A 15,426-nucleotide genomic window follows, 5' to 3' on the forward strand; every position below is an offset into this window, starting at 1 on the left:
AGGGCGGTGATCAGGCAATAAATTTCAGGCGCTTGAGTTCGAAGTGCTCGATCACGTCAGCGGCCTTGGCGCGGAAGTTCTGGATATGCGCGCTCTGGTCGTGGTCGGCCAGCGCTGCGTCGTCGCTCCAGCGTTCAAGCATGTAGAAGGTCTCGGGGTGTTGCAGGTCCTGGTGCAGGTCGTACTGCTCGCAACCGGCTTCCAGGCGGGTCGGCTCCAGGATGTCGCGCAGCAAGGTTTCCAATGCGGTGTGTTGGCCGGGTTTGGCGATCAGCGTGGCGATGACGTTAAAGGCAGTGGACATATTCAACTCCTGGCACGTGATGAACGGGATGGGCAGATGATTGGCTATTTCCCAGGAAGATAAAAGCCGCTAAAACAGCAGTCTGTTTCAATGAAATATTGATAATCGGCGGGAATGCATGCTGCGTTTTGATGATTTGCAATTGTTTGTGCGCGCGGCGGACTTGGGTAGCCTGTCTGCTGCTGCGCGGGTCATGGACCTGTCGCCTGCGGTGGCCAGCGCTGCGTTGAAGCGCATCGAGCAGCAACTGGGCGCGCGGTTGCTGGCGCGCTCCACCCGCAGCTTGCGGCTGACCGCCGAGGGCGAAGGTTTTCTGGAATACGCCCGCGCCGCGCTGGGCTCATTGGACGAAGGGCGGCGCTTATTGGCCAGCGGCCAGGACCATGTCAGCGGCGTGCTGCAACTGTCGGCGCCGTCGGACTTCGGGCGTAATCAGCTGTTGCCGTGGCTGGATGAGTTCCAGCTTGAATACCCGCAACTGAGCATCCGCCTGCTGCTGGGCGACCGGATTGCCGACCTGTTTCGCCAGCCGGTGGACATCGCCCTGCGCTACGGCGAGCCCGAAGACTCCAGCCTGATTGCGCTGCCCATCGCCCCGGACAATCTGCGCGTGCTGTGCGCCGCGCCCAGCTACCTGGCGCGGCATGGCGAGCCGCGCCATCTGGAACAACTGGCCCAGCACAATTGCCTGCTGTACATGCTGAGCAGCCGCGTTCACGACCACTGGAGTTTTCACGACGGCAAGCGCGAAGTCAGCCTGACGGTGAGCGGTGACCGTTTCAGTGACGACGCCGATGTGGTGCGCCGCTGGGCCGTGGCGGGTGTCGGCATTGCCTATAAGTCCTGGCTGGATGTGAGCAGCGACGTGCTGGCCGGGCGCTTGCGCGTGATCCTGCCGGAGCTGCGCGGCGAGCGCACGCCGCTCAACCTGCTATGCGCCCATCGTGCGCAATTGAGCAAACCCATCAACCTGCTGCGGGAAATGCTCGTGGCCCGCTGTGCGACGTTGACGGCGCAATGGCCAGAGCGATTAAGCGTCGCGCAATAGCCTCCATCAAAGCAGGAAATTTCACTCAGATCCTGTCCCTAATCGCGGCGTCAGACGCCGCGGAACGGGCGGTTTGCGCCCCTATACTTCGGTTCCAACCGCAGCAGACAAATGATTAACAAGGAGTGAATACATGGAAGCGGCACCTTGCATCAGTCACATCGCCAGCTTGCTTTGCGAGCCCAAGCGCACCGCCATGCTCTGGGCCTTGATGGACGGGTCGGCCAAATCTTCAGAAGAGTTGGCGACGCTCGCCGGGTTGTCATCGGCCTCGGCCATCGCCCATTTGTCGCGGCTGACCGGGGGTGGATTGCTGCGGGTGGAGGCCCGGCGCGGCAAGCGCCTGTTTCGTATGGCGGCCGCCGATGTCTGCGTTGCCATCGACGCGTTGGCCAGTACCACCATGGCCAGTGCCGCGCGCAGTACGCCGAATGTATTGCCGCCGGCATTGCTGGCGCCGGCACCTTTGCGGCGCGCACGCTTATGCCACGGCCACCTGGGCGGAGAGTTGGCGGCGGGGCTTTATAGGCGGATGTTGGAGGCTGGCTGGATCGACCGTTATGAACAGCGTACCGACGTCACCCTGGCGGGCGTGCGGCAGCTGGCGGCCATGGGCATTTTTACCCAGGCACTGGGCGCGCCCTTGGCGTGCGATTGTTTTGACTGGAGCCAGCAGCAACCGCACCTGGGCGGTGCATTGGGGGCCGGGCTGCTGAAACTGTTTATGCAGTCCGGCTGGATCAGCCTGGTCAACGAGTCCCACGCCTTGCTGGTCACCGACCTCGGGTTTGCAGAAATCAACCGGCTGGCCGCGTTGTAGCAGGGCAATGGTCGTTCAGAGTTTCAGTCAGGTCGCATCCAGCAATTAGCGGCGCAAACGTTACCGCACACTCGCCGAGGGGTTTCTTCACACAGGGGGTGCGGCATGGGTATGCAAGGCTATAGCGCAGCGGAACGGCTGGAACGGTTGCCCATCAGCGGTTACCACCGAATCATCTTCATCATCATCGCCCTGGCGTTTTTCTTCGATTCCATGGACCTGGCGATGATGACGTTTCTGTTGGGCTCGATCAAAACCGAGTTCGGCCTGAGCACGGCCCAGGCCGGGTTGCTGGCCAGTTCGAGTTTTTTCGGCATGGTGGTGGGTGCGTCTTTGTCCGGGATGTTGGCGGATCGTTTTGGGCGCAAGCCGGTGTTCCAGTGGAGCATCGTGTTGTGGGGCCTCGCCAGCTACTTGTGTTCCACCGCGCAAACGGTGGAGATGCTGACGCTGTTTCGCATCCTGTTGGGGATCGGCATGGGCATGGAGTTTCCGATTGCGCAGTCGATGCTCTCGGAGCTGATCCCGGCCAAAGGGCGCGGGCGCTACATCGCCTTGATGGATGGCTTCTGGCCGCTCGGTTTTGTGGCGGCGGGCGTACTGTCTTACTTCCTGCTGCCGGTGATTGGCTGGCGCGACATCTTCTTGGTGTTGGCCGTGCCGGCGGTGTTTGTCCTGGCGATTCGGTTTTTTATCCCCGAGTCGCCGCGCTGGCTTGAACAGGCAGGACGGCACGAAGCGGCAGACAAGGTGTTGCAGGGCATTGAGCAAAAAGTGCGCGACTCGTTGGGGCGTGCCGACTTGCCGGAGCCCATCGCCTTGCCACGGGTGGAGAGCGTGCCGGGGACGTTTTTTTCGGCGTTTCAACAATTGTGGTCGGCGCAGTATCGCCAACGCACGATGATGATCTGGAGCGTGTGGTTCTTTGCCTTGCTTGGCTTTTACGGGCTGACCTCCTGGCTGAGCGCGTTGTTGCAGCAGTCGGGTTTTGCCGTGACTCAGTCGGTGTATTACACGGTGATCATTTCCCTGGGCGGGATTCCCGGCTTCCTGATGGCGGCCTGGCTGGTGGAGCGTTGGGGGCGTAAACCGGTGTGTGTGGTGACGTTGCTGGGCGGCGGGGTGATGGCGTTTCTGTATGGGCAGAGCGCGGTGTTTGGCGGCAACGTGGGGCTGCTGATTACGTCGGGGCTGTTGATGCAGTTCTTTCTGTTTGGCATGTGGGCGGTGCTGTACACCTACACGCCGGAGCTGTATCCCACATCGGCGCGGGCCACGGGTTCCGGGTTTGCCTCCGCGATTGGCCGGGTTGGGTCATTGCTGGGGCCGTTGGTGACCGGGCTGGTGTTTCCGATAACCGGGCAGGGCGGGGTGTTTGCCTTGGGCGCGCTGTGTTTTGCGGTGGCGGCGCTGGTGGTGTGGGTGTTTGGGATGGAGACGAAGGGTAAGACCCTGGAAGAACTTACCGAAATCTAAAGGTGGGTGAGGTCAATGTGGGAGCGGGCTTGCTCGCGAAGGCGGTGCTTCAGTCGACACATGTATTGACTGACACACCGCCTTCGCGAGCAAGCCCGCTCCCACATTTAGCCTGCATTTATTCAGTGAATAAATGTTATGGCTTTACCAACCGCGCATCCAGGCTGTTCTGCGCCAGGCGTTTGGCCTGGTCCTGGGTCATGCCCAGGCTGGTGTACAGCGCATGGAAGTTCTCGGTGACGTAACCGCCGAAGTACGCCGGGTCATCCGAGTTGACCGTCACCTTCACACCACGCTCGAGCATGTCGAGAATGTTGTGTTGGGCCATGTCATCGAACACGCACAGCTTGGTGTTGGACAGCGGGCACACGGTCAACGGGATCTGCTCGTCGATGATGCGCTGCATCAAACGCTCGTCTTCGATGGCGCGTACGCCGTGGTCGATGCGCTGGATTTTCAGCAGGTCGATGGCTTCCCAGATGTACTCTGGCGGGCCTTCTTCGCCGGCGTGGGCCACGGTAAGGAAGCCTTCGTGACGGGCACGGTCGAACACGCGCTGGAACTTGCTTGGCGGATGACCCATTTCCGAGCTGTCCAGGCCGACGGCCACAAACGCGTCACGGAACGGCAGGGCCTGGTCGAGGGTTTTCTCGGCTTCGGCTTCGCTCAAGTGGCGCAGGAAGCTCAAGATCAAACCGCTGGTGATACCCAGTTGCTGCTCGCCATCTTTGAGCGCAGCGGCGATGCCGTTGAGCACCACTTCGAACGGCACGCCACGGTCGGTGTGGGTTTGCGGATCGAAGAAGGGTTCAGTGTGGATCACGTTCTGTGCTTTGCAGCGCAGCAGGTAGGCCCAGGTCAGGTCGTAGAAATCCTGGGAGGTGCGCAGCACATCGGCGCCCTGGTAGTACAGGTCGAGAAACTCTTGCAGGTTGTTGAAGGCGTAGGCCTTGCGCAGGGTTTCGACGTCGTCCCACGGCAGTGCAATCTTGTTGCGCTCGGCCAGGGCGAACAGCAGCTCAGGCTCCAGCGAGCCTTCCAGGTGCAGGTGCAATTCAGCCTTGGGCAGGGCGTTGAGCCAATCGTACATTTTCTAAATTCTCATCAGGTGCAATGGCGGCATTCTACAGGCCATGGCTGAAATAATCGGCAAAACCTGACCAGCAGGAGAGTATTGCTTTTATTCACGCAAGGAGCGCGTGAACTAAGGTGTAACGAAACGTTAGCGGCGTGGTGCAGTCTGTACCCCATCAATGACTGATTTGCTGCACGAAAAGGCCCGGAATGCTCACATCCCTCAAGCAAGAAAAATACATGCTGTTGGCGCTGATTGCCGCCATCGCCGCCTACCCGTTGGAGCACTGGATGCTGCACAGCGGGCAAATCGTGGCGCTGCTCAGCGGAGTGGCGCTGATTGTGTTTATCGTCGTGGCCTCGATGCGAGTCGCCCACCATGCCGAGCAACTCGCGGAAAAGGTCGGCGACCCTTACGGCACCATGATCCTGACCCTTGCCGCGGTGCTGGTGGAAGTGGTGATCCTGGCGATCATGATGAGCAACGAGCCTTCGCCCACCCTGGTGCGCGACACCATTTACTCGGCGGTGATGCTCGATATCAACGGCATCCTCGGCCTGGCCGCGCTGATGGGCGGCATCAAGCATGGCGAACAGTCCTACAACGATGACTCGGCGCGCAGCTACAGCGTGATGATCCTCACCGCTATGGGCGTGTCGATGGTGGTGCCGGAATTTATCCCCGAGGCGGACTGGAAAATTTACTCGGCCTTCACCATCGGCGCGATGGTGCTGCTCTACACCCTGTTCCTGCGCATGCAGGTGGGGCCGCACAGTTATTTCTTCAGCTACAGCTACCCGGAAAAACGCCGCAAGAAACAGCCGGAAGAACAGCAGGAGCCGCCGGTCAACCTGGCGTTTTCCATCGGCACCTTGGTGTTTGGTGTGATCGTGATCGGCGCACTGGCCGAGGTGATGTCCAAGACCCTCGACCTGGGCCTGGAAGGCACGGGCGCACCGCCGGTGATCACGGCGATTGTGGTCGCGGCCATTTCGGCGGCGCCGGAGATTCTGACGGCGTTGCGCGCGGCGTTGGCCAACCGCATGCAGTCGGTGGTGAACATCGCACTGGGTGCGTCTTTGTCGACGGTGATCCTCACCGTGCCGGTGATGGAGGCCATGGCGCTTTACACGGGCCAGCCGTTCCAGATGGCGATGACGCCGGTGCAGACCGTGATGGTGTTGATCACGCTGGTGGTCAGCGCGATCAACCTCAACGATGGCGAAACCAACGCCATCGAAGGGATGACCCATTTTGTGTTGTTTGCGACGTTTATCATGCTGTCGCTGTTGGGCCTGTAACCGGTTCTTCAGAACACCATAGAAACAAATGTGGGAGCGGGCTTGCTCGCGAATACAGTGTGTCAGTTGATGCATAAGTTGACTGACACACCGCTTTCGCGAGCAAGCCCGCTCCCACATTTTGATGTGTGTTTGTCTTAGGTTCCGGCGATCAACTGTTTCGCGGCCTGGCTGTGATCGGCGATCAAACCTTTGAGATCCAGGCCCTCAACCTGCCCATCAATCACCCGCCACTTGCCGCCAACCATCACCCGATCCGCGCGGTCAGCACCGCACAGCAGCAGTGCCGAAATCGGATCGTGGCTGCCGGAGAAGCGCAGCTCATCGAGCTTGAACAGTGCCAGGTCAGCCTGTTTGCCCACGGCCAACTCACCAATATCCGTCCGCCCCAGCAACTGCGCGGAGCCCTTGGTGGCCCAGCCCAGCACGCCTTCGGGGGTGATCTTTTCTGCGCCGTAACGCAGGCGCTGGATATACAAGGCCTGGCGCGCTTCAAGGATCATGTTCGATGCATCGTTGGAGGCGGAGCCATCCACGCCAAGACCAATCGGCGCGCCGGCGGCAAGCAGGTCCAGGGTCGGACAGATGCCGGACGCCAGGCGCATGTTCGAGCTTGGGCAATGGCAGATGCCAGTGCCGGCAGCGCCGAGGCGCGCGATTTCATCCGGGTTGAAGTGAATGCCATGGGCCAGCCAGGTGCGCGGGCCGAGCCAGCCGACGCTGTCGAGGTAGTCGACGGTGCGCAGGCCGAAACGCTGCAGGCAGAAGTCTTCTTCGTCGAGGGTTTCCGCCAGGTGCGTGTGCAGGCGCACGTCGAGGCTGTTGGCGAGTTCGGCGCTGGCTTGCATGATTTGCGGCGTGACCGAAAACGGCGAGCAGGGCGCCAGGGCAATCTGGATCTGCGCGCCGTCGCCGCGTTGGTGGTAGGTGCGGATCAGGCGCTGGCTGTCTTCGAGAATCACTTGGCCTTGTTGCACGGTCTGTTGCGGCGGCAGGCCGCCGTCGGCTTCGCCCAGGCTCATGGAACCGCGAGTGAGCATGGCGCGCATGCCCAGTTCGCGCACGCTTTCGACCTGTACGTCGATGGCATTTTCCAGACCGTCGGGGAACAGGTAGTGATGGTCCGCCGCGGTGGTGCAGCCCGAGAGCAGCAATTCAGCCAAGGCGACTTTGGACGCCAGTGCGAGTTTTTCCGGGGTCAGCCGGGCCCAGACTGGGTACAGGGTTTTCAACCATGGGAACAAGGGTTGGTTAACCACCGGCGCCCAGGCGCGGGTCAGGGTTTGGTAGAAGTGGTGATGGGTGTTGATCAGCCCGGGCAGGATCACGTGTTCGCGAGCATCGAACACTTGCCCGCAAGGCACGGCGGGCTCGCGTCCCCAGCCGAGCACTTCGGTGATCACACCGTCTTGCAGCACCAGGCCGCCACGGGCGTCGAGGCCATTGGCAGTGAAAATCGCGAGGGGGTTTTTTAACCAGATACGGGTCGCAGGCATTGGCCGGCTCCTCTGAATGATGGGTTCAGGTTTGCCAGCTCAGTGTTGCCCTGTCTGCTGATCCAGGGTCGCCGGTGAGGGCGAGGTCGTTAGATTACGTGTTGTTAGAGGTTGGGTCTACATTGCTCCATGCAGGAGGGAGCAAGCCCTCCTGCATTTTGATCCGTGGTATTACCAGGCGATGGTGTCGCCTTTGTAGTCGATAAAGTGATGGCCGCCCTTGCCGGTGTAGGCATTCACTTGATCCACCAGGCCACGCACGCTGGTGTCCACATCGATGTGCGCGTTCTCGCCGCCCATGTCGGTTTTCACCCAGCCTGGGTGCAGCGACAACACGGTGAGTTTGTGGTCACCCAGTTGCGTAATGAAGCTGTTGGTCATGGAGTTGAGTGCGGCCTTGCTGGCCTTGTACAGCGCCAGGTCGGAACCGTCGGGGATGGTCACGCTGCCGAGTACCGAACTCATGAAGGCCAGCACGCCGCTGTCTTTGCGAATCTGCCCGACAAAACGCTGCGCCAGGTTGATCGGCGCCACCGCGTTGGTGAAAAACAGCTGGCCGACTTCCGCCAGGGTGGCGTGGCCAGGCTCCTGGTTGGCCGGGCCCTTGACGCCGGCGTTGACGAACAGCAGGTCAAGGGTGCGGTCCTTGAGGCGCTGGCTCAAGGCGATCACGGCTTGCTGATCGTCCATGTCCAGCTTCTCGATGTGTACCGGGCCCACGGCTTTCAGCGCATCGGCCTTGCTCGGGTCACGCACGGTGGCAGTCACATCCCAGCCGTCCTGGAGCAATTGCTTGACCAAGCCAAGGCCCAGCCCGCGGGAGGCGCCGATAATCAGTGCGGTTTTTGGCGTAGACATGAAGGCTTCCTTTAGCGTCGCGGTTCAGTGAATTCGGCTGACAACATTACCCCAGGCGTAGGCAAATAGGGTCAAGTGTTGCTGGTTAAAAAACAAACAGCGCCCGCAAGCCCTTATGACAGAAGGGTTACGGCTGGATGTGCTCAGGTTATCCACAGGCAGGTGCACAGTAGATGTGGGCAATTTCAGCGTTGCAGCAGGATGCGCCCACGGCTCAGGTCGGCAAGCTGGGTTTGCAGGGTGTCGATGTGCGCTTCGCCCAGAGCCAGTTGCAACTCGACGCCATTGGCGGTGAAGGTTTCTTCCACAACTAACCCGCCCAGTTCGGCGACGCGCAGTTTGACCAGGTTCAATTCGGAAAACCCGCAGGCGCAATTCAGTGGTACACGGCTGATCAGCTCGATGCGCTCGGCGGCTTGCAGGCATTTGTTCGCGCCGCCGCCGTAGGCACGGGCCAGGCCGCCGGTGCCCAGTTGGATGCCGCCGTACCAGCGAATCACCAGCACCGCGACTTGATCAAACCCTTGGGCTTCGATGGCGGCCAGGATCGGTCGCCCGGCGGTGCCGCCGGGTTCACCGTCGTCGTTGCTGCGGTACTGGTCGGCGAGTTTCCAGGCCCAGCAGTTGTGGGTGGCGTTGAGGTCGCTGTGTTGCTCGAAAAACGCCTGGGCGTCTTGCGCGCTGGTAATCGGCGCCGCGAGGGTGATGAAGCGGCTTTTGCGTATTTCTTCACGAAATTCGCAAAGGCCGGTGAGCGTGAAAGGCATAAGTCGCTTCGATTATTGGGCTGGCTTGATGCCACAGCCTTTGAGAATGATGTGGATCAGGTTAGTGCCGGCGTCTTCCATGTCTTGCTTGGTCAGCTTGGTGCGACCGGTGACGCGGCAGATCTGGGTGGCAAAGTCGGCGTAGTGCTGGGTGCTGCCCCACAGCAGGAAGATCAGGTGCACGGGGTCGATGGGGTCCATCTTGCCGGCGTCGATCCAGGCCTGGAACACGGCGGCGCGGCCGCTGAACCAGGCGCGGTAGTCCTGGCTGAAATATTCGGTGAGGCATTCGCCGCCACTGATGATTTCCATGGCGAAGATCCGCGAGGCCTGCGGGTGGCGCCGGGAAAACTCCATCTTGGTGCGGATGTAGCGGGTGAGGGCCACGGCCGGGTCATCCTCGGCGGTCAGTGCGTTGAAGGTGCTGTCCCAGAGTTCGAGGATGTTGCTCAGCACCGCGATGTACAGGCCAAGTTTGTTGGTGAAGTAGTAATGCAAGTTGGCTTTGGGCAGCCCGGCACTTGAGGCAATGGTGTTCATGCTGGTGCCTTTGTAGCCATGGCGCGCGAACTCGTCTTCAGCAGCCTGCAGAATCGCTTGTTCATTTTTTTGCCGAATACGGCTGGCGGGTTTACCGGCGTGGTTGCTGTGGGCAGGAACTTCGAGGCTCATGGAGGTTTCCGTGCTGATCGAGAGAGACGACGTGTGCACAGATAACCCACCCTCAAGCCCCAGACAAGTCCCGATGCAATAAAAGCGTCAAAGCGGTTCCAGAGTGTCGCTTTCCAGTGCGTGGTTTGCGGCAGTGGAGGCCGCTTTGGCTTCCGGTAACAAAAGACACAGCACAATCGCAGTCAGGCCGCCGCTGGTGATAGCTGAGTCGAACAGGTTTTGCACCAGCGAAGGCATCAAGTGCAGCAGGTCCGGTTGGGCTGCAATGCCCAGGCCGACGCCGAACGAGGTGGCGATGATCAGCATGCTGCGTCGGTCCAGCGGCGCCTGGGCCAGGATGCGCACGCCAGCAGCAGCGACACTGCCAAACATCACCAGGGTTGCGCCGCCCAATACCGGCTTGGGAATTTGCTGCAGCACGGCGCCGATCAGCGGAAACAAACCGAGGCAAAACAGCAGCACGCCGATGTACAGCCCGACGTAACGACTGGCCACGCCGGTGAGCTGAATCACGCCGTTGTTCTGCGCAAAGGTGGTGTTGGGAAAGGCGCTGAAGGTGGCGGCGATCATGCAACTCACGCCATCGCCCAATACGCCGCCTTTGAGTCGGCTTATATAAGAAGGGCCGCTGATGGGCTGGCGCGCAATCATGCAATTGGCGGTGAGGTCGCCGACCGTTTCGATACTGCTGATCAGATAAATCAGCGCGATAGGCAGGAAGGCGCTCCAGTCGAAGTTGAAACCGAAGCGAAACGGCATGGGCACGCTGATCAACGGCAAGTCGGGCAGGGCTTGGGGCACCAGTTTGCCGCTGAACCACGCGGCCAAACTGCCGAGGGCCAGGCCGATGATGATCGCCGAAAGACGTACCCACGGCGTGTTGGAGCGGTTGAGCAGGATGATGGTGAGCACCACGAACACGCCCAGTGCCAGGTTGATGGGCGCACCGAAGTCCGGCGCGTTGAACCCGCCGCCGAGGTCGGTGATACCGACTTTGATCAGGCTGATGCCGATCAGTGTGATGACAATCCCTGTAACTAATGGCGTGATCACTCGACGTAGCTGGCCGATAAAGCGGCTCAGCACGATCTGCACCGCCGCGCCGAAAAAGCACACGCCAAAGACCATCGCCATGATGTCTTCCGGCGTGCCTCCGCGTTGCTTCACCAGGAATCCCGCCGACAACACTGCGCCGAGAAACGCAAAGCTGGTGCCTTGCAGGCAGATCATCCCGGCGCCGATGCCAAACGGCCTGCGTGCCTGAATGAAAGTACCGACGCCGGAAACCATCAACGCCATGCTGATCAAGTAGGGCAAATGGGCGGTGAGGCCCAGGGTGGAGCCGATAATCAGTGGCGGGGTGATGATGCCGACAAAAGCTGCCAGCACATGTTGCAAGGCGGCCAGTAGTGCGGGAATGGGTTTCGGGCGGTCGTTGAGGCCGTAGATCAGGTCGCTGGGGCTGGCGTTTTCTGGTGGCATGGTGGGCAAACTCGGGGCGGACGGTTCAAGGTCCTGGCTTCCTTGCAAAAAGCTGTCCAGTTGCTCAGCTTTTGACGAGAGGCCCGAGTTAGCGCGTTGCTGCCAAACTCTCGAGGAAGCTTTCCAGCACCAAATGAGGGCGGCGGCCCTTGCGCGTGACCGATGCGAGGCTTAAATCGTAAAAACGTGTAGCCGGTTTCAGCGCGCGCAGTCGGCCTTGTTGCACCCACAGGCTGGCGTAGTGATCGGGCAAGTAACCGATGTAGCGACCGGTGAGGATCAGGAACGCCATGCCTTCGCGGTCCGAGGCGCTGGCGGTGCAATTGAGTGCCTGGTAATGCGCCTGGATCTCGGCGGGCAGTCGGAAGGTGGGGGCGATGGCGTCCTGGCTGTCGACGCGGGTGTCGTCGAGTTGTTTGTCGTCGGCATAAAACAACGGGTGGCCGACCGCGCAATAGAGCAGCGAGCGTTCGCTGTACAACGGCTGGTATTCCAGGCCGGACAAGGCACTGGCCTGGGGCACCACGCCGACGTGCAGGCGTCCGTCGAGTACGCCTTGCTCGACTTCGTTGGGGGCGATCATGCGGATTTGTATCTGCACGTCCGGCCCGCGTTCCTTCAACTGCGCCAAGGCGTGGGTAATGCGCATGTGCGGCAGGGTGACGAGGTTGTCGGTGAGGCCGATGATCAGCTCGCCGCGCAAATGCTGGTGCAGGCCGTTGACCTCAGTGCGAAAGCTTTCCAGGGCACTTAATAGTTGCAACGCCGATTGGTAGACCTCGCGGCCTTCTTCGGTCAGCGAGAAGCCGGCGCGCCCGCGTTGGCACAGCCTTAAGCCGAGGCGCTGCTCCAGGTCGCTCATTTGCTGGCTGATGGCCGAGCGGCCGATGCCGAGCACGGTTTCTGCGGCCGAGAAACCGCCGCATTCCACCACGCTGCGAAAGATGCGCAACAGGCGAATATCGAAGTCGCTGACTTGGGCCAGTGGGTCGGGTCGACGGCTGCTCATAGTTTAGTGAAGGCCTGACTGAAGGTTAGAAGAGTTGAATTTCACCGACTTTATCCCCGTGGCAATTTAGCTGCAACAACGCTTTTCAATCCCGACGCTGCCTTTTGCCTTGCGAGGTTTTGCTGATGAACATGCCCGAAAACGCCCCTTCGTCCCTGGCCAGCCAACTGAAGTTGGATGCTCACTGGATGCCCTACACCGCCAACCGTAACTTTCAGCGTGACCCGCGCCTGATCGTGGCCGCCGAAGGCAGCTGGTTGACCGATGACAAGGGCCGCAAGGTGTATGACTCATTGTCGGGCCTGTGGACCTGTGGCGCCGGGCACACGCGCAAGGAAATTCAGGAAGCCGTGTCCAAACAACTGGGCACTTTGGACTACTCCCCAGGCTTCCAATACGGTCATCCGTTGTCGTTCCAACTGGCGGAAAAGATTACCGACCTGACCCCAGGCAACTTGAACCACGTGTTCTTCACCGACTCCGGCTCCGAGTGCGCCGACACTGCGGTGAAGATGGTGCGTGCCTACTGGCGCCTGAAGGGCCAAGCCACCAAGACCAAAATGATCGGCCGCGCCCGTGGTTATCATGGCGTGAACATCGCCGGCACCAGCCTGGGCGGCGTGAACGGTAACCGTAAGCTGTTTGGTCAGGGCTTGATGGATGTTGACCATCTGCCGCACACCTTGCTGGCCAGCAATGCATTCTCCCGTGGCATGCCGGAGCAGGGCGGTATCGCCTTGGCCGACGAGCTGCTCAAGTTGATCGAGCTGCACGACGCGTCGAACATCGCTGCGGTGTTTGTCGAGCCGATGGCCGGCTCCGCTGGCGTGCTGGTGCCGCCGCAGGGTTACCTCAAGCGCCTGCGTGAAATCTGCGACCAGCACAACATCCTGCTGGTGTTCGACGAAGTGATCACCGGCTTTGGCCGTACCGGCTCGATGTTCGGTGCCGACAGCTTCGGCGTGACCCCGGACCTGATGTGCATCGCCAAGCAAGTCACCAACGGCGCGATCCCGATGGGCGCGGTGATTGCCAGCAGCGAGATCTATCAGACCTTCATGAACCAGGCGACGCCGGAGTACGCGGTGGAATTCCCCCACGGCTACACCTACTCGGCGCATCCGGTGGCTTGCGCGGCGGGCCTGGCGGCATTGGACCTGTTGCAGAAAGAAAACCTGGTGCAGAGCGTGGCCGAAGTCGCCCCGCACTTTGAGAATGCGCTGCATGGCTTGAAAGGCAGCAAAAACGTAATCGATATTCGTAACTACGGCCTGGCCGGTGCGATCCAGATTGCCCCGCGTGACGGTGATGCCATCGTGCGTCCATTCGAGGCCGGCATGGCCTTGTGGAAAGCCGGTTTCTACGTGCGCTTTGGCGGCGACACCCTGCAGTTCGGGCCAACCTTCAACAGCAAGCCGCAGGACCTGGATCGTCTGTTCGACGCGGTCGGCGAAGTGCTGAATAAAATCGACTGATTTCTCCTTCTATATAGAACAACTTTTCAGGAGCCCTGCATGAGCCTTATCCAGCACTTGATCAACGGTGAGTTGGTCAATGACAGCGGCCGTAGCGCCGACGTGTATAACCCGTCTACCGGCCAGGTGATTCACCAGGTGCCGTTGGCCAGCCGTGAAACCATTCAACAGGCGATCGACGCGGCAAAGGCGGCGTTCCCGGCCTGGCGTAATACCCCACCGGCCAAGCGTGCCCAGGTGATGTTTCGTTTCAAGCAATTGCTGGAGCAGAACGAAGCACGTATCTCGCAGTTGATCAGCGAAGAGCACGGCAAGACCTTGGAAGACGCTGCGGGCGAATTGAAACGCGGCATCGAGAATGTCGAGTACGCGTGCTCGGCGCCGGAGATTCTCAAGGGCGAGTACAGTCGTAACGTGGGGCCGAATATTGATGCCTGGTCGGACTTTCAGCCGCTGGGCGTAGTGGCGGGTATTACACCGTTCAATTTCCCGGCGATGGTGCCGCTGTGGATGTACCCGCTGGCGATCGTCTGCGGTAACTGTTTCATCCTGAAACCTTCGGAGCGTGATCCAAGCTCTACGCTGCTGATCGCGCAATTGCTGCAGGAAGCCGGGCTGCCTAAAGGCGTGTTGAGCGTGGTGCACGGCGACAAGGGCGCGGTGGATGCGCTGATCGAAGCGCCGGAAGTCAAGGCGCTGAGCTTTGTGGGCTCGACGCCGATTGCCGAGTACATCTATTCCGAAGCGACCAAACGCGGCAAACGCGTGCAGGCACTGGGCGGGGCGAAGAACCACGCGGTGCTGATGCCGGATGCAGACCTGGACAATGCCGTGAGTGCATTGATGGGCGCGGCGTATGGTTCCTGCGGTGAGCGTTGCATGGCCATCTCGGTAGCGGTATGCGTGGGAGATCAGGTGGCGGATGCGTTGATTGCCAAGCTGGTGCCGCAGGTGAAGGCGCTGAAGATCGGCGCAGGCACTTCGTGTGGCCTGGATATGGGGCCGTTGGTGACGGGCCAGGCGCGGGATAAGGTCAGTGGCTATATAGAAGACGGTGTGGCTTCGGGCGCTGAGCTGGTGGTGGATGGTCGCGGGTTGAGTATTGCGGGCCATGAAGAAGGCTTCTTCCTCGGTGGCAGCCTGTTTGATCGCGTGACCCCTGAGATGCGTATCTATAAAGAAGAGATCTTTGGGCCGGTGCTGTGTGTGGTTCGGGTGAACAGCCTGGAAGCGGCGATGCAGCTGATCAACGACCATGAATATGGCAACGGCACCTGCATCTTTACGCGTGACGGTGAAGCTGCGCGCCTGTTCTGTGACGAAATTGAAGTGGGCATGGTCGGTGTGAACGTGCCACTGCCGGTACCGGTGGCGTATCACAGCTTTGGCGGCTGGAAGCGCTCGCTGTTTGGCGACCTGCATGCCTATGGGCCGGATGGGGTGCGTTTCTATACGCGTCGCAAGGCGATTACTCAGCGCTGGCCGCAGCGGGCCAGTCATGAAGCGTCGCAGTTTGCCTTTCCTAGTTTGTAAGGCGTTGTAGTTGAAAGCCGGCCCCTTGGGGCCGGCTTTTGCGTTTCTGGGGGCTTTTTGACCGATATGACAGAAATGTGAAAAAAGGTGTTGACGGCAGAATCTGGAAG

The 15,426-nt window shown here is 60.5% G+C and carries 14 protein-coding genes; 6 read left to right on the forward strand and 8 right to left on the reverse strand.

The window, feature by feature from the left end; translation table 11 throughout:
- Window positions 1–10 precede the first annotated feature (10 nt).
- The gene (locus HX783_RS15690; protein WP_177017451.1) at window positions 11–304 is read right to left on the reverse strand and encodes a putative quinol monooxygenase; all 294 of its coding nucleotides are present in this window, start codon (window positions 302–304) and stop codon (window positions 11–13) included.
- Window positions 305–422: 118 nt separating this feature from the next.
- Here HX783_RS15690 and HX783_RS15695 point away from each other — a divergent pair, with 118 nt between their 5' ends.
- The 3 genes from HX783_RS15695 (at window position 423) to HX783_RS15705 (ending at window position 3,648) form a co-directional block, all read left to right on the forward strand.
- A complete protein-coding gene (locus HX783_RS15695; protein ID WP_177017452.1) occupies window positions 423–1,352 on the forward strand; it encodes a LysR family transcriptional regulator in 930 nt (309 codons plus the stop codon).
- 133 nt (window positions 1,353–1,485) lie between these two features.
- Window positions 1,486–2,172, forward strand: coding sequence for a winged helix-turn-helix domain-containing protein (locus HX783_RS15700; RefSeq protein ID WP_177017453.1), 687 nt, complete (start codon window positions 1,486–1,488; stop codon window positions 2,170–2,172).
- A gap of 105 nt (window positions 2,173–2,277) precedes the next feature.
- The gene (locus HX783_RS15705) at window positions 2,278–3,648 is read left to right on the forward strand and encodes an MFS transporter (RefSeq protein WP_177017454.1); all 1,371 of its coding nucleotides are present in this window, start codon (window positions 2,278–2,280) and stop codon (window positions 3,646–3,648) included.
- 136 nt (window positions 3,649–3,784) lie between these two features.
- On the opposite strand, the gene HX783_RS15710 is transcribed toward HX783_RS15705, so the two are convergent.
- Window positions 3,785–4,738, reverse strand: a complete 954-nt coding sequence (locus HX783_RS15710) for an adenosine deaminase (protein ID WP_177017455.1) — start codon at window positions 4,736–4,738, stop codon at window positions 3,785–3,787.
- A gap of 194 nt (window positions 4,739–4,932) precedes the next feature.
- Between HX783_RS15710 and HX783_RS15715 the strand changes: the two genes are divergently transcribed.
- On the forward strand, window positions 4,933–6,024 hold the full coding sequence (locus tag HX783_RS15715) for a calcium:proton antiporter (RefSeq protein WP_177017456.1): 1,092 nt from the start codon (window positions 4,933–4,935) through the stop codon (window positions 6,022–6,024).
- A gap of 137 nt (window positions 6,025–6,161) precedes the next feature.
- On the opposite strand, the gene HX783_RS15720 is transcribed toward HX783_RS15715, so the two are convergent.
- From HX783_RS15720 to HX783_RS15745, 6 genes are all read right to left on the reverse strand, one after another.
- A complete protein-coding gene (locus HX783_RS15720) occupies window positions 6,162–7,520 on the reverse strand; it encodes an 8-oxoguanine deaminase (protein WP_177017457.1) in 1,359 nt (452 codons plus the stop codon).
- 171 nt (window positions 7,521–7,691) lie between these two features.
- Window positions 7,692–8,378, reverse strand: coding sequence for an SDR family oxidoreductase (locus HX783_RS15725; RefSeq protein ID WP_177017458.1), 687 nt, complete (start codon window positions 8,376–8,378; stop codon window positions 7,692–7,694).
- Between the two features lie 185 nt (window positions 8,379–8,563).
- Window positions 8,564–9,145 carry a YigZ family protein gene (locus tag HX783_RS15730; protein ID WP_177017459.1) on the reverse strand — a complete coding sequence of 194 codons (582 nt, stop codon included), beginning with the start codon at window positions 9,143–9,145 and terminating at the stop codon, window positions 8,564–8,566.
- Between the two features lie 12 nt (window positions 9,146–9,157).
- Window positions 9,158–9,817, reverse strand: coding sequence for a TetR/AcrR family transcriptional regulator (locus HX783_RS15735; protein ID WP_159954003.1), 660 nt, complete (start codon window positions 9,815–9,817; stop codon window positions 9,158–9,160).
- An 87-nt stretch (window positions 9,818–9,904) separates the two neighbouring features.
- A complete protein-coding gene (locus HX783_RS15740; RefSeq protein ID WP_177017460.1) occupies window positions 9,905–11,299 on the reverse strand; it encodes a uracil-xanthine permease family protein in 1,395 nt (464 codons plus the stop codon).
- Window positions 11,300–11,387: 88 nt separating this feature from the next.
- On the reverse strand, window positions 11,388–12,308 hold the full coding sequence (locus HX783_RS15745; RefSeq protein WP_016969365.1) for a LysR family transcriptional regulator: 921 nt from the start codon (window positions 12,306–12,308) through the stop codon (window positions 11,388–11,390).
- A 125-nt stretch (window positions 12,309–12,433) separates the two neighbouring features.
- On the opposite strand from HX783_RS15745, the gene HX783_RS15750 reads away from it, so the two are divergent.
- Both HX783_RS15750 and HX783_RS15755 read left to right on the forward strand, forming a co-directional pair.
- A complete protein-coding gene (locus tag HX783_RS15750; protein WP_177017461.1) occupies window positions 12,434–13,783 on the forward strand; it encodes an aspartate aminotransferase family protein in 1,350 nt (449 codons plus the stop codon).
- Between the two features lie 39 nt (window positions 13,784–13,822).
- A complete protein-coding gene (locus tag HX783_RS15755) occupies window positions 13,823–15,316 on the forward strand; it encodes a CoA-acylating methylmalonate-semialdehyde dehydrogenase (RefSeq protein ID WP_177017462.1) in 1,494 nt (497 codons plus the stop codon).
- The last annotated feature ends 110 nt before the right edge of the window (window positions 15,317–15,426 follow it).

It is taken from the genome of Pseudomonas sp. D2002, from assembly GCF_013385735.1.
Taxonomy (GTDB): domain Bacteria; phylum Pseudomonadota; class Gammaproteobacteria; order Pseudomonadales; family Pseudomonadaceae; genus Aquipseudomonas.

Bases quoted from the DNA above. Each gene is read 5' to 3' on its own strand.
- HX783_RS15690 (WP_177017451.1), bottom strand. From the start codon at position 304: ATGTCCACTGCCTTTAACGTCATCGCCACGCTGATCGCCAAACCCGGC.
- HX783_RS15740 (WP_177017460.1), bottom strand. From the start codon at position 11,299: ATGCCACCAGAAAACGCCAGCCCCAGCGACCTGATCTACGGCCTCAAC.
- HX783_RS15745 (WP_016969365.1), bottom strand. From the start codon at position 12,308: ATGAGCAGCCGTCGACCCGACCCACTGGCCCAAGTCAGCGACTTCGAT.
- HX783_RS15705 (WP_177017454.1), top strand. From the start codon at position 2,278: ATGGGTATGCAAGGCTATAGCGCAGCGGAACGGCTGGAACGGTTGCCC.
- HX783_RS15700 (WP_177017453.1), top strand. From the start codon at position 1,486: ATGGAAGCGGCACCTTGCATCAGTCACATCGCCAGCTTGCTTTGCGAG.
- HX783_RS15720 (WP_177017457.1), bottom strand. From the start codon at position 7,520: ATGCCTGCGACCCGTATCTGGTTAAAAAACCCCCTCGCGATTTTCACT.
- HX783_RS15755 (WP_177017462.1), top strand. From the start codon at position 13,823: ATGAGCCTTATCCAGCACTTGATCAACGGTGAGTTGGTCAATGACAGC.
- HX783_RS15695 (WP_177017452.1), top strand. From the start codon at position 423: ATGCTGCGTTTTGATGATTTGCAATTGTTTGTGCGCGCGGCGGACTTG.
- HX783_RS15725 (WP_177017458.1), bottom strand. From the start codon at position 8,378: ATGTCTACGCCAAAAACCGCACTGATTATCGGCGCCTCCCGCGGGCTG.
- HX783_RS15730 (WP_177017459.1), bottom strand. From the start codon at position 9,145: ATGCCTTTCACGCTCACCGGCCTTTGCGAATTTCGTGAAGAAATACGC.
- HX783_RS15715 (WP_177017456.1), top strand. From the start codon at position 4,933: ATGCTCACATCCCTCAAGCAAGAAAAATACATGCTGTTGGCGCTGATT.
- HX783_RS15710 (WP_177017455.1), bottom strand. From the start codon at position 4,738: ATGTACGATTGGCTCAACGCCCTGCCCAAGGCTGAATTGCACCTGCAC.
- HX783_RS15735 (WP_159954003.1), bottom strand. From the start codon at position 9,817: ATGAGCCTCGAAGTTCCTGCCCACAGCAACCACGCCGGTAAACCCGCC.
- HX783_RS15750 (WP_177017461.1), top strand. From the start codon at position 12,434: ATGAACATGCCCGAAAACGCCCCTTCGTCCCTGGCCAGCCAACTGAAG.